The sequence below is a fragment of the Martelella sp. FLE1502 genome (assembly GCF_053484255.1).
In genome coordinates this window covers 151,015-164,556 of sequence record NZ_JBAKFQ010000003.1, presented here as the reverse complement: position 1 = coordinate 164,556, position 13,542 = coordinate 151,015, and the positions used below count along the sequence as shown (strand labels likewise).

The following is a 13,542-nucleotide window of genomic DNA, read 5'->3' as shown; positions in this document are numbered from 1 at the left end:
GATAGGTCACCTCACATCAGCGGAGAATGCTCCGGCGCGCCATTCCGCCCGCCGGAGCAACGGGTTCCGCATCCGCTCCTCTCCGTTTATCTCGGCGTGATTCACCAGTGCGACAACCCTCACACTTGCTTAGGATGCCATTATTATATTAGTATACAAATTCGATTTTACCGGATGACGAATCCGCGGTCTTTCAGAGTTGGCAAATGACACGTTTCATAAAACTATCCGACACAGACAATATCCTGCTGGTCGTGGACCCGCTCAAGAAGGGGGAGGAGGCCGACGCCGTTACGGCGCTCACCAATATTCCCCGTGGCCACAAGATGGCCCTACGCAAGATCGGCAAGGATGAGCCGATCGTGAAATACGGTCAGACTATCGGCTTTGCACGCGAGGATATCGTCCCCGGCGCCTGGGTTCACGAACACAATGTTTACCTTCATTCCTTCGAGCGCAATTATGAGTTCGGCACCAATACCCATCCCACACGCTTCGTCGATGACAGCGCGCGCGCGACCTTCGAGGGATTTCGGAGGGCCAACGGCAGGGTCGGCACTCGCAACTACATCGCGACGCTGACCTCGGTAAACTGCTCGGCGAGCGTTGCCCGTTTCATAGCCGACGAAATCAACCGGTCCGGCGTGCTCGATGAGTATCCCAATGTCGACGGCGTGATCTCGCTCGTCCACGGCACGGGCTGTGGCATCGATGTGAAGGGGCCGGCCTACGATGTGCTCAAGCGCACCCAATGGGGCTTTGCAACCAACCCGAATGTCGGCGGCGTGCTGATGGTTGGGCTGGGCTGCGAGGCGTTCCAGATTCCGCGCTGGATGAAATCCTACGATATCGCGGAGAGCGAGACCTTCCGCACCATGACCATCCAGGAAACAGGGGGCACGCGCAAAACCGTCGATGCCGGCGTCAAGGCGATCATCGACATGCTGCCGACCGTCAATGCCGCTCGACGCACCACCCAACCCGTTTCCGAACTCGTGCTGGCGCTGCAATGCGGCGGCTCGGATGGCTATTCCGGCATCAGCGCAAATCCGGCACTGGGCGCGGCGGTCGATATGCTGGTTGCCCATGGCGGCACGGCCGTTCTGTCGGAAACGCCTGAAATTTACGGTGCGGAACACCTTCTGACGCGGCGCGCGGAAAACCGCGAGATCGGGGAAAAGCTGATTGAGCGGATCCGCTGGTGGGAAGACTATACAGCCCGCCACGATATGGAAATGAACAACAATCCCTCGCCCGGCAACAAGCTCGGCGGCCTGACGACGATCCTTGAGAAATCGCTCGGCGCGGCGGCCAAGGGGGGCAGCACCAATCTGCGCGCGGTTCTCGAATATGCCGAGCCGATCCGCGCGCGCGGGCTGGTGTTCATGGACACCCCCGGATACGATCCTGTTTCGGCGACCGGCCAGGTGGCCGGCGGCGCCAATGTACTCTGCTTCACCACCGGCCGGGGCTCCGCCTTCGGCTGCAAGCCGACCCCATCGATCAAGCTCGCCTCCAACTCCTTCATCTACGAACAGATGAACGACGATATGGACGTCAATTGCGGCGACGTGCTGGAAGGCGTCTCGCTCGCCGCCAAGGGCGAGGAAATCTTCAACGAGATTCTCAGAGTGGCCTCAGGCGGCAGGACGAAATCGGAAACGCTCGGCTATGGCGACAACGAATTCGTGCCGTGGAGCCTGGGCGCCACCATGTAGGGGCGCCTGAGCCGCCCCTAGCCTGCCAGTCCGCGTGCGGCGAGCGTCTGCCACAGCTCCTGCGGCAATGTCATCTCGAACCAGTCGACATTTTGCTTCACCCTGTCGGGGTGCTTGGCGCCGATCAGCACCGAGGTGACGGCTTCATGGCGGAACGGATACTGGATGGCAGCGGCGGCAAGCGGCACGTCGAATTCGTCGCACACCGCCCGCAACGCGCCAACCCTCCTGACGATCGCTTCGGGCGCATCCTGATAATCGAATTTGAGATTGCCGCCGGCTGCCGAGGCGAGAATGCCCGAGTTGAATACGCCGCCGATGACGATTGCCATGTTCTCGCGGGCGGCACGTTCGAGCAGAGCGTCGGCGCTCTGGTCGAGCAGGGTATGGCGACCTGCAAGCAGGGTGCAATCCAGCTCCGCCTCATCCATAGCCGCCATCACGACCTCTGCCTCATTGACGCCAAGACCGAAGCCCTTGATGATGCCGGCGTCGCGCAGACCGGACAACGCACGGAAACCGCCGCCCTTGGTCAAGGCGTTCCAGTGATGCTCGGCAAGCTCGGCATGGGTCAGCTTGCCGATATCGTGCACGTAAAGGATATCAATGTCCGCCCGACCCATGCGCTGGAGGCTGTCGTCGAAACTCCGCATCAGGCCATCATAGGAATAGTCGAACACTTCCCGAAGGGGCAGCCCGTTCTGCCAGCCCGGATCGAGGGGGTTCTTGTCGGCCTCGGGCGGCAGTTCCCGGCCGGGCCGGTCCCGCGCCATCAGGCGCCCGACCTTGGTGCTGACCACGTTCGGCCGCGCGCCGATCTGCTCGCGCAGGAAATAGCCGAGCATATGTTCCGCCCGGCCGAGCCCGTACATCGGAGCGGCATCGAAATATCGAATGCCGCAGTCCCAGGCAGCCTGCAGCGTCGCGAGACATGTCGGCGCATCCACCGGGGCGAACAGCCCGCCGAGCGAGGCGCACCCCATGCCGAGCCTGGTCACGTTGAGATCCGTCCGCCCCACTTTCCGTTCGTCAAACGCCTTCAATACCGCCTCCCTTGCAAAATTCGCCCGGTGAAACCAGGCCTTGCCCAAACTGTTACACTAATATAATTAAACTGTTCAAGGGATATATCAGACTATCCGCCATGCGGAAAGATGCCGGGACATGGCGTCTCAGGGCGGGCGCACACATCATGAGGAGGAAGCAAATCTATGAACAAGATTGACCTTGCCGGCGAACACGCCGTCGTCACCGGAGGCGCCCAGGGATTGGGCTTCGCCATGGCCCGACGCATCGTCGCATCCGGCGCGACGGTCACCCTGTGGGATATCGATGAAGACAAGCTGGAACAGGCTCGCGCCGAAATAGGCGAGGCGGCAACCGTCCAGATCGCGGACGTTTCGGACTGGTCATCGGTTGAAGCCGCGGCTGCCGCCACCGCGAAGGTAAGCGGCAAGATTTCGATCCTCGTCAATTCCGCGGGCATCGCGGGCGCGGCTGCGCCCCTCGACAACTATGACATCGAGATGTGGAAGAAAGTCATAGACATCAATGTCAACGGCACCTTCTACGTCAACCGCGCGGTGGTACCGGGCATGAAGGCGCGCAATTACGGGCGGATCGTCAATATCGCCTCCGTCGCTGGCAAGGAAGGCAACCCCAACGCCGCAGCCTATTCAGCGTCCAAGGCCGCCGTGATGGGGATGACGAAGTCGCTGGGCAAGGAACTGGCGCAATACGATATTGCGGTCAACTGCATCACGCCGGCGACCGCCCAGACCCGCATTCTCGAACAGCTCACCGAAGAGCACATCGAATATATGCGCTCGCGCATCCCCCGTGGCCGCCTGTTGGAGGTCGACGAGGCAGCAGCGATGGTCGCATGGCTGGTTTCGCGCGAAAACAGCTTCACCACCGCCGCCGCCTTCGATCTTTCCGGCGGTCGAACCACTTACTGATTTGCGGAGATACCCTGTTGAAACTTCTGCGTTATGGACCCGTTGGCGAGGAACGCCCCGGGCTGATCGACAAGGACGGCAACATTCGCGACCTTTCGGGGATTGTCGATGACATTGCCGGCAAATGGCTTGAAGACCTTTCATGGACGAAAGACCTCGATCCCGAGGCGCTGCCCATGGCGGAGGCCGCATCACGCCTCGGCCCCTGCGTTTCGGGCACCGGAAAATTCATCTGCATCGGGCTGAACTTCGCCGACCACGCCGCCGAATCCGGCATGGAAGTGCCGCCCGAGCCGGTGATCTTCATGAAGGCCACATCGGCGATCGTCGGGCCCGATGATGACATCGTCATCCCGCGCAACGCCACCGCGACGGACTGGGAGGTCGAGCTCGGCGTCGTCATCGGCAAGCGCGCCAAGCACGTCTCCCGCGATGAGGCGCTCGAACACGTTGCAGGCTACTGCGTGATCAACGACGTCTCCGAGCGCGACTTCCAGACCCGGCGGTCCGGCCAGTGGACCAAGGGCAAGTCCTGCGACACGTTCGGCCCAGTCGGCCCCTGGCTGGTCACGCGCGACGAGATTGCCGACCCGCAGAACCTGAAGATGTGGCTGAAGGTCAATGGCGAGACGATGCAGGATGGTTCGTCGGCCACGATGGTCTACGGCGTCGCCCATGTGGTGAGCTACCTGTCCGACTTCATGACGCTGCACCCGGGCGACATCATTTCGACCGGCACCCCGCCCGGCGTGGGTCAGGGACTGAAGCCGCCGCGCTATCTGAAAGCCGGCGATACGGTCGAACTCGGAATCGAAGGCCTCGGCGGTCAGCGCCAGCAGGTGCGGGCGGACACCTGACACGCCCGCCGGACATCGCGGCCCGGCTGCTTGCCGGGCCCGCTACAGTATCGGCCCGAAAATCGGAATCGATTTTCGGAAAGCACGATGCGTAGTTTCAATAGGTTAGAGCGTCCTTTGTGCATCCGAATGGATGCACGGCGCTCTAAGGCCGCGCGGCGCGGTTCTGGCGCCCCGCAAGCGCCACGGCCATTTCGGCAAAGGACAGCGTGAAGATTTCCTCGAGCGACGGGCGCAGTCCGCACTCGCCCTCGACCTTGCGGGCAAAGACCGTCGCGAGCAGGGAATCGCCCCCGAGCGCCAGAAAATGGTCTTCGGCGGCAGGCGTGTCGGCCCGCAGAAGAACGCCGGCTATATCGCATAACCGAGCCTGAAGGCCGGCTTCGTCGATCACGGTGTGTCCGCTCATCATAGTCTCCCTTTCTTGAACCAATCCGGCCTTGGCCCGCCCAGCCGAGAGCAACCAGCGCGCGTCCTGGCCGGGCTTCTGATATCAATAGGCGTCATCTTGCCGGGCCGGCTGCATGGCTCGGTCTTTCCGCGAGAACGTCGGCGCGCGCTCAGTCCAGATACTGTGCCTGTATTCGTCTGCGCTCAGGATAGGCTCGACCGGCGTCAACGCCCTTTTCACGTGCATGTCGGCGTCGGCCGTGTAAAGATCAGCGCCGATCGCCGACACCAATTGCGGTATCCCGTGCCGGAACCCGCTGACCTCCGCGGGATTGCGGCCGTTGCTCAGCATCGCTGCCGCGTTGAAAAGATGAATGTCCTCGACGCGCCGGTCCGGCCCTTTCGCCGTCAGGCCAAACCCCGGTGAGAGGTAAGGATACCGCGCGAGCTCCTCGTTCCGCTCCTCCTTCGGCGGCTGATAGCGGTCTCCCCACAAGGCGATCCCGTCAGAAACGCTGGCGAGTTCCGGTCGCGCGGCGAGGTCAACGCCATAGCCCGTGCCCGCGATGACATAGTCGAATGCGAGGTCCCCGATCACGATCGAACGACCGTCAAACACCGGCACGGCATCGCGTACGCCCAGATGAAGATGAAAATTCTGAAACTGCGCAGCGCGGCGCACCGTTTCCGTGACCGGGCCTTGGGCACGGCAGCAGAGCGCATTCATGATGTGCCACCGGTGTCGGTCAGGCAGGCGCGGAAAGTGCTCGACCGATCCGGGATAATAGAGAACCCGCATGCGCGAATAGCGCTCCAGATCATCCTGCCGGCAGAACATGTGCACAGAATGTACGCCGGCCTCAAGGGCTACCGCAGCGGCGTCGAAGGCCGACGAGGCGGCGCCGAAAACGGCCAGCCTGCGCCCCTTCAGGGCCGTGAAATCGACCATGGTATCGGCATGGGCATACCGTTCGGGCGGAAGCTCATTCTTGATCCAGTCGGGAATGCGCGCGAAACCGCCGCCCAGAAAGCCTGTGGCGAGAACCACTTTCCGGCACGTCTCGATGCGTTTTTCGCCGTCAACCGACAAAGCGAGCCGCAGGCCGTTTTCGTCGCTTTCAATCCTGTCGAGCCGCGTTTGATAACGCACAGACACGCCGGCGATAGTCCTGAACCAATCGAGATACTGCGCCCACACCAGCCGCGGTATGGATTGCAGCGCGTCATAGGCCTCATCGCCATTGCGGGCGGCGTACCAGGCACGAAAACTCATTTCAGGCACATCCAGTTCCGGCCCCGGGAGCTGTTTGGGAGAGCGGAGAGATTTCATCCGCGCCGTCGTGCGCCAAATCCCCTCCTCGCCGCTGCGCGCGGCGTCGATGAGGCTAATGCGTGTGATCCCCGCCCGCTTGAGCGCAAGGGCGATCGCTACGCCCGATTGGCCGCCACCGACGATGACGACGTCGTGATCAATGCCCTTCCGGGGTACGACCCAGTCCTCCGGAAACCCGCCCCGAAGCGCCAGCGCCGCCGATACCGCGGCATTGTGGGCCTCCGCACTTTGTCGCAAGGAAGCTGGCCCGGCATTCCAGCCGTCACCGCCGATATCGTCGCTCATTCGCCTATCCTCCCGTTGAACGGTACGGTCCTCAAACTTGAACTCATAATTACACTAGTATATTAATACAAGGCAAGCCTTGGCACTGAACCGGCAAGCCAAGGCGGGGCTGACGGGGAGGACGCATGGGCCAGGGCGAAAACATGACGGAACAGGTCGATGCGCAGTTCCTGCTTGCGGGCATTCAGCAGGCCTACTGGGTCGGGCAATCCGGGGCGCTAGAACTGAGCGTACCGGCACGCTACTACGGCGAGGCAGACCTGCCCGGCGGAGACCCGCAGGCCCTCAAAACTGCACTCAACACCCTGATCGAACGCCATGAAATGCTGCGCGCGGTCGTCTGCGACAATGGCGAACAGCGCATCCTGGCGAGCGTACCCTTCTATCAGCCCGAATGCATTGATCTGCGCGGCCTTAGCGCCGAACAGGCGGAAGCGCGACGCGGCGAACTTGGCGCGGCGATGCAGGCACGCAACCTGCCGCCGGACCGCTGGCCGCAATTCGATATCCGCGCCACCCGCGACGATGCCGGGCTGCGACTGCATATTTCATTCGCGCTATGGATGATGGACGGGTGGAGCTTTCACATCCTGCTGCAGGAACTGACCGCACTGATCCTAGAGCCCGAGACGGACCTGCCGGAGATCGCGCTGCGCTTTCCCGCCTATGTCGAAGATCAGTGCCAACGGCGCGCCGGCGCAAGCCGGAAACGCGCGTGGTCCTACTGGCAACCGCGCCTTCAAACCTTCCCTGGCCCGCCCGCTTTGCCACTGAGCCCTCGGCGTCAGCCGGGGGCACGACCGACATTCCGCCATATCGCCCGCACCCTTCCGAAGGCTCAGTGGCAAAAGCTCATGCGCATCTGCGCGACCCGCCGGCTCACGCCAAGCCTGCTTGCCTGCGCGGCCTACACCGAAGTGCTTGCGCGCGCCTCGGGGAGCGAGGAGTTCGCGATCACCCTGCTGCATTCCGGCCGGTTCCAATGTCTTCCCGATGCCGAGCGCACGATCGGCAATTTTGGCACGACGATCCTGCTTGAAGTGGATCGATCCGCCAACGCGGGCTTCGTCGGCCGGGCGCGAGCGCTCCAGTCGCAATTCCTGCGCGATGTCGAACATATGGAAGTCAGCGGCATCGACATGACCCGGGCGCTGCAGCAGCGATCCGGTGCGGGCGCGACCATTGGCATTCCCGTCACGTTCACGGCGGTCAACGCCCCCCGCCCTTCCGCAGCCGAACCGGCACCCGCCGCAATCCGCCACCAGGCGTCGCGCCTGCAGGTGCCGCAGGTCCACCTGGACCATCAGCTCCATTTCGGCCCCGACGGTTCGGCGATCTTCAATTGGGACTATGCGGCGGAAATCGTCCCCACCGGCTTTGTCGACAAAATGAGCGAAGCCCATCTCGCACTGATGACGGCTCTTGCTGAAGATGAGGCGCTCTGGGACCAGGACGATCCCCTGGCCAGGACCCGCCCCGACCCGACGCCGGCGGCGCAACCCGCCCTGGAGCCTCAGCGTCTGGAAGAGATGTTCGAGCATCAGGCCGCTTCTCACCCCGACAAGACCGCGATCATCTCGTCGACAGGCAGCATCAGCTACGCGAGGCTACGCGACCGCGCGCTGGCGGTCGCCCGTGCACTGAGGGACAGCCGAACCGCGCCTGGAACGCTCGTTGCCGTGGTGCTCGACAAAGGGTGGGAACAGGTCGCGGCCGTGCTGGGCATCCTCTATGCCGGCGCCGCCTATGTGCCGGTCGATCCCGACCTGCCCGATGAAAGGCGCGCGCTTCTCATGAAGAGCAGCGGCGCCCGGATCGCCCTCACCCGCAGGGAACTGGAGAGCCGCCTGTCCTGGCCGGAGACCCTTCAGACGATCCCGGTCGACGGGCTCGATGAGCCTGCCGGCCCAGCCCCGGTCCGGACAACCACCGCCTTCAAGGCGACGGACCTCGCCTATGTCATCTTCACATCCGGCTCCACCGGCACACCGAAGGGCGTTATGATTGACCATCGCGGCGCCTGGAACACGATCGTCGATCTCAACAAACGCTTCGAGCTGAAGAAAAGCGACCGAGTGCTGGCGCTCTCCTCGCTCAGCTTCGATCTTTCGGTCTACGACATCTTCGGCACGCTTGCGGCCGGTGCGACGATCGTCATGCCCGATCGGGACGGCACCCGCGACCCGGCGCACTGGCAAAAGCTCGTGCGAGACCACGCCGTAACGATCTGGAACTCTGTTCCCGCCCTGATGCAGCTGGCCGCCGAGGAGGCCCGCGAACCGGTCCTTTCCTCGTTGCGGCTCGTCATGCTGAGCGGCGACTGGATTCCGCTATCACTGCCTCCGCAGATCCGGATCGCCGCACCCGACGCGGACATCTGCAGCCTTGGCGGGGCGACGGAAGCGTCGATCTAGTCGGTGCTCTACCCGATCGCAAACATGGACCCGGAATGGCGGTCGATCCCCTATGGCCATGCCATGGACCACCAGTCGATCCATGTGCTGGACAAGGAACTGCGGCTCTGCCCGCCCTGGGTTCCCGGCGATCTCCACATCGGCGGCATCGGCGTGGCGCTCGGCTACTGGAAGGATCCGGAAAAAACCGCAGCGAATTTCATTATCCATCCAAGAACCGGGGAACGCCTTTATCGCACTGGCGACATGGGCCGCTATCTCACCGATGGCGAAATCGAATTTCTCGGCAGGACGGATTTCCAGGTCAAGATCCAAGGCTATCGCGTAGAATGCGCAGAGGTCGAGGCCGCTCTGCTTGCCATGCCGGAGGTTGCCGGCGCGATCGTGTCGGCTGCCAGCGACAGTACCGGAACCCGCCACCTCGTGGCCTATATCGTTGCTCGCAACGCAACGCCCGACATCAAAGCCTTGAGGGAAAGACTGCGCGCGACCTTGCCGGCCTATATGGTCCCCGCATTTTTCATGAGTCTGGACAGGCTGCCGCTGAACGACAACGGCAAGGTCATCCGCTCCGCCCTGCCCGCGCCCGATTTCGCCGCGACCGGCCGCAAGACGCGCCCATACGCGGCCCCGCAGGCGGGGCTCGAGACCGAAATCGCCGCCCTGTGGCAGGACGTTCTGGCGATTGCCGGACCGATCGGCCGGGACGACAATTTCTTTGCGCTTGGCGGCTCCTCGTTTGCAGGGATGCGCCTGATGGCGCGGCTGGAGAAGCGATGCGGCACGCCCGTTTCGTTCGCGATGCTCATGAGCCACCCGACTATCGCAGCGCTCGCCGACGCGATCGCGAACGGCGACGGCGCTACGGCGGATGACGCGCTGATCGTTCCGATCCGCAGGGGAAACGATGCTATCGCGCCGCTGTTCTGCATCCACCCGATCGGCGGCAATGTGATGTGCTATGCCCTGCTCGCGCAACTTCTGCCGGGCGAGCGAGCAATCTACGGCCTGCGCGCGCCGGGGCTCACTTCCAGAGAAGAAACGCCACTTTCCTCGATCCCCGCCATGGCCGAACGCTATCTCGACGAGATCAGAGCGATCCGGCCCGATGGTCGCTTTCATATGGTTGGCTGGTCGCTCGGCGGACTGGTCGTGCAGGAGATGGCACGTCGCCTCGACGGTTCACGCGGCCTTTTGGCCATGATCGACAGCGTCGTCCCCGACACCGCGCCGGTTTCCGATCAGAAGCGATTTCTCCATTTCGCCGCCGATATCGAGGCGATCGCCGGCCTGAGCCCGCACCGATGGAGCGAAAACGAGATCGCTTTACCTCTGGGCGACCGCATCGCAATTCTCGCGAACCGTCTGGAGGAGGCCGGAGTCGCCTCCGAGGCGGCCCGACTCGAGAACGTTTACCGCGTTTTCGAGGCCGGGAGCACAGCCCTGGAGCGCCACCGACCCTCGCATTCCAGCGCTCCCGCCCTGCTGTTTGCCGCCCGCCTTCAGGAGGGTTTCGACCGCATCTGTCGGGAATGGCGCGAACTGATGCCGCAGGCGGAAATCGTCGGCCTCGACGGCGATCACTATTCGATCATGCGCCAGCCCTGCATCGAAGCGATCGCCCGCCGCATTGCACAGGTCATGGAGCAACAGGATCAGGCGGATGCAATCGAGGCGGCCGGCCACCGGCGCGACCGCTCGCCCGGTCCTATTGCCGGCGCGACGCCGACCGTGGATGGCCGCTGATGCGCGCAGGACGGCGGCTTCTCCTTACCGGAGCGCGCTCGAAGGGCGATCCCTCAAGGCGAGGCGGCCTCGAACACGCGCAGCGTCAGGGCCGCGTCCGGCACTGCCGCGGCCACGGCCACTATGTGTCCGGCGCCGGGAGCGATCATCCGAAAGCTCCAGCGCTCCGCAGCATCGTCAACGACGCCCGCAAAGGCGACCGAAGGCAGCATCGCGGACAGATCGAACCTTATGTCGGGCATCGGCAGCGACAGGCCGACGCCGCGGGCCTTCAGATAGGCTTCCTTGAGGGTCCAGAACCGATAAAACCGCTTTTGCCGCTCGGCCCCCGTCAGACCCGACAGCTGTGCCAGTTCCGCGGGCGCGAGCACGGTTTCGCCAAGTTCCTCGATCGCCGCATGGCGGTCGCAACCTTCGACGTCGACGCCGACTTCGCCAAATCCCGCAATGGCGCAGACCGCCATGCCCTCGGTATGCGAAAGATTGAAATAGAGCCCGCTTGGCCCGCAGCGCTCATCGACAAAGGGCCGCCCGTAGCGGTTCGCGCGAAAGCGCCACTCGTGTGGAGACAGGCCGCCGTAGCGGGAAAGGCAAGTGCGCACCAGCGCCCGGCCGGCGAGAAACTGCTGGCGCGCCGGCTCGGATATGAAGGCGGCGTGACGGACACGTTCCGCAGGGTCGAGAAGGCTGAGCGCCGTCACTTGCCTCTCAGGGCCGAATTGGCCGAGGTCCATCCACCAGACATCGACGGTATCCGCTGCGGGCCCCGTGCCGGAAGCCGCTGGCGGCAGGTGGCCCGCTTCCCTCTCTACGGAGTCGGACATAACAATTCCATCCAAGAAAGAGCCAATCCATGCTCGTATTCATGTTTCCAGGACAAGGATCACAATTTCCCGGCATGGGCAAGGACCTGTTCGACACAAGCCGGATGTTCGGCCCGCTCGAAAGCCGGATAGACCGGATCGCCGGTTTCAGCGTCCGGGAAACCTGCCTCAATGGCGATGAGGAAACCCTGCGGCGGACCGACATCACCCAGCCGTGCCTCTATATCGTCAACGCTCTCACCTGCGAACAGCTTCTGGCGACGGGAAAGCGGCCGAGCCGGTTCATCGGCCACAGCCTCGGCGAATACAATGCGCTGCAGGCCGCCGGCGCCTTCGACCTCCTCACCGGGCTCTCCATGGTGACGCATCGCGGCCAGTTGATGGCGCGCCAGCGCGAGGGCGGCATGGCCGCCGTGATCGGCCTCGATGAAGCGGCGGTTACGCAATGCCTCGCGGCCATCGGGGACGTGGACATCGCGAATGTGAACGCGCCCGATCAGCTGGTGATCTCCGGTTCGCTCCAGGCCATCGGCGCTGCGGAAGCGGAAATGATGAAGGCGGGCGCGCGCGCCTTCATTCCCCTTTCCGTGGGAGCGGCCTTTCACTCTCGCTTCATGAGGCCGGCGGCGGCCGGTTTCCAGGCGTATCTCAAAACCATCGCGTTCCGGCAGGCACGCCTGCCGGTGGTGGCGAACGTGACCGCCCGAGCCTATCCCGCCACGACCGATCCGGGACCTTCGGTCCGCAGCCTGCTGGTGGATCAGTTGTCGTCCAGAGTGCTGTGGGCGCCAGGCATCGCCCATCTGAAGGCGGATGGCGCCAAGGAATTCATTGAGGCTGGACCCGGCGATGTCCTGACGCGTCTGGTCGCCAGAATACCACCGGCCAGAGAGTGAGGACCCGGCCGGCTCCACCGGAGACGTCGCCCCGGCCCGATCGCGGCTCTTGATCTTGCGGCAAGCTCCCTCCCTAGGGCGAGGCCTGAAAGCCGCAAGCCTGAGCGCGTGTTCGACATCGCCGACAACCCGCGCGGCGAGGCCAAAAAAAATCCTCGCGCATCTCTCGTCAGTCCAATGCATAATGCGCCGTTGGCGCAAACGCCAGTTAAAGGCCGCTCCGGCTGCGGCTCGTTCCTATCGGTTTGGCTTCTCGGCACAGATGGCGAAGCGTTCCTGGAACATTCGGTCGAGACCGCGCAGGAAGGGCATCTTGCGGGCCTGTGCCCAGTGGATATCGGTGAGCTTGCGGTCGATGACGATGTTTTCGAAGCCTGCTTCCTCCAGCAGCGCGGCAACCGCGCTGGCCGGCATTTGGTCAGAGAAATAGACCCGCGTCCTGATATCACGAAGCCGCTCTGCCATATCTGTGCTGATCGGCCCGGAAAGGTCCTTGCCGGTCATGCGGGTCCAGTACGCCTGCAGGCCCTTCACCCAGGTCGTCTTGCCCATGTTCCCATCGACGATCAAAATCTTCCCGCCGGGCTTGAGCAGCGAGAACCACTCGCGAAACGCTACCGGCGGATCGACCAGCGTCCAGACCAGGTGCCGGTTGGTGATCACGTCATAGGTTTCGGGTTGCTCCAGCGTGTTTTCCGCGTCCCCCGTGATGAACCGGATATCGGCATTGCGGCTTTCCGCCTTGGCGCGCGCCAGAGCCAGCATGGTATCGGACCAGTCCAGGCCGGTGACCGAGAAGCCGAGGTCATGCAACAGATGCGAGATCACCGCCGTTCCGCAGGCAAGGTCCAGGGCGCGACGTCCCTGGCCTTCGCCGAGATGCTTTCGAATAAGTCGCTGCCAGCCTCGTCGTTCGGCATCCGAAAAAATCTCGTGGCCGACGCTCTGATCGAACGTTCTGGCTCTTTCCGACCAGTAGTCGCGGATTTCATCGCGGATGGAATAATTGCTCTTCGGCTCGTTCATCAGACACTCATGTCGCTCTAACACTTTGGAAAGGCTCTAAAACATAAAACTTGATTCAGCAAGTCATGTTTTATAAGCCTCACTTCATCCGATGA

General features: G+C 63.2%; 11 protein-coding genes. 6 read left to right on the top strand and 5 right to left on the bottom strand.

All coding sequences use genetic code 11. From position 1 onward, the window contains the following. Positions 1-206: 206 nt before the first annotated feature. Complete coding sequence (locus V6767_RS04005; protein ID WP_448472254.1) at positions 207-1,718, top strand: UxaA family hydrolase; 1,512 nt, start codon at positions 207-209, stop codon at positions 1,716-1,718. Between the two features lie 17 nt (positions 1,719-1,735). Here V6767_RS04005 and V6767_RS04000 read toward each other — a convergent pair whose 3' ends face one another. Next, complete coding sequence (locus V6767_RS04000; RefSeq protein ID WP_448472374.1) at positions 1,736-2,701, bottom strand: aldo/keto reductase; 966 nt, start codon at positions 2,699-2,701, stop codon at positions 1,736-1,738. A gap of 228 nt (positions 2,702-2,929) precedes the next feature. Here V6767_RS04000 and V6767_RS03995 point away from each other — a divergent pair, with 228 nt between their 5' ends. Then, entirely contained in the window at positions 2,930-3,676 is a 747-nt protein-coding gene (locus V6767_RS03995; RefSeq protein WP_448472253.1) for an SDR family NAD(P)-dependent oxidoreductase, read from the top strand. A 17-nt stretch (positions 3,677-3,693) separates the two neighbouring features. Next, positions 3,694-4,533 carry a fumarylacetoacetate hydrolase family protein gene (locus tag V6767_RS03990; protein WP_448472252.1) on the top strand — a complete coding sequence of 280 codons (840 nt, stop codon included), beginning with the start codon at positions 3,694-3,696 and terminating at the stop codon, positions 4,531-4,533. 145 nt (positions 4,534-4,678) lie between these two features. On the opposite strand, the gene V6767_RS03985 is transcribed toward V6767_RS03990, so the two are convergent. Beyond that, a complete protein-coding gene (locus V6767_RS03985) occupies positions 4,679-4,942 on the bottom strand; it encodes a phosphopantetheine-binding protein (protein WP_448472251.1) in 264 nt (87 codons plus the stop codon). 84 nt (positions 4,943-5,026) lie between these two features. Then, on the bottom strand, positions 5,027-6,541 hold the full coding sequence (locus tag V6767_RS03980) for an FAD/NAD(P)-binding protein (protein ID WP_448472250.1): 1,515 nt from the start codon (positions 6,539-6,541) through the stop codon (positions 5,027-5,029). A gap of 125 nt (positions 6,542-6,666) precedes the next feature. On the opposite strand from V6767_RS03980, the gene V6767_RS03975 reads away from it, so the two are divergent. Further along, positions 6,667-8,955, top strand: a complete 2,289-nt coding sequence (locus tag V6767_RS03975) for an AMP-binding protein (RefSeq protein WP_448472249.1) — start codon at positions 6,667-6,669, stop codon at positions 8,953-8,955. A 3-nt stretch (positions 8,956-8,958) separates the two neighbouring features. Continuing rightward, positions 8,959-10,701, top strand: coding sequence for an alpha/beta fold hydrolase (locus V6767_RS03970; RefSeq protein ID WP_448472248.1), 1,743 nt, complete (start codon positions 8,959-8,961; stop codon positions 10,699-10,701). 53 nt (positions 10,702-10,754) lie between these two features. Here the strand turns inward: V6767_RS03970 and V6767_RS03965 are convergent, their stop codons facing one another. After that, positions 10,755-11,525, bottom strand: coding sequence for a 4'-phosphopantetheinyl transferase family protein (locus V6767_RS03965; RefSeq protein WP_448472247.1), 771 nt, complete (start codon positions 11,523-11,525; stop codon positions 10,755-10,757). A 29-nt stretch (positions 11,526-11,554) separates the two neighbouring features. Here V6767_RS03965 and fabD point away from each other — a divergent pair, with 29 nt between their 5' ends. Continuing rightward, positions 11,555-12,421, top strand: a complete 867-nt coding sequence (fabD, locus tag V6767_RS03960) for an ACP S-malonyltransferase (protein ID WP_448472246.1) — start codon at positions 11,555-11,557, stop codon at positions 12,419-12,421. A gap of 237 nt (positions 12,422-12,658) precedes the next feature. Here fabD and V6767_RS03955 read toward each other — a convergent pair whose 3' ends face one another. Beyond that, positions 12,659-13,447 (bottom strand): class I SAM-dependent methyltransferase, encoded by a 789-nt coding sequence (locus V6767_RS03955; RefSeq protein WP_448472245.1) that lies wholly within the window; start codon positions 13,445-13,447, stop codon positions 12,659-12,661. Positions 13,448-13,542: the final 95 nt, after the last annotated feature.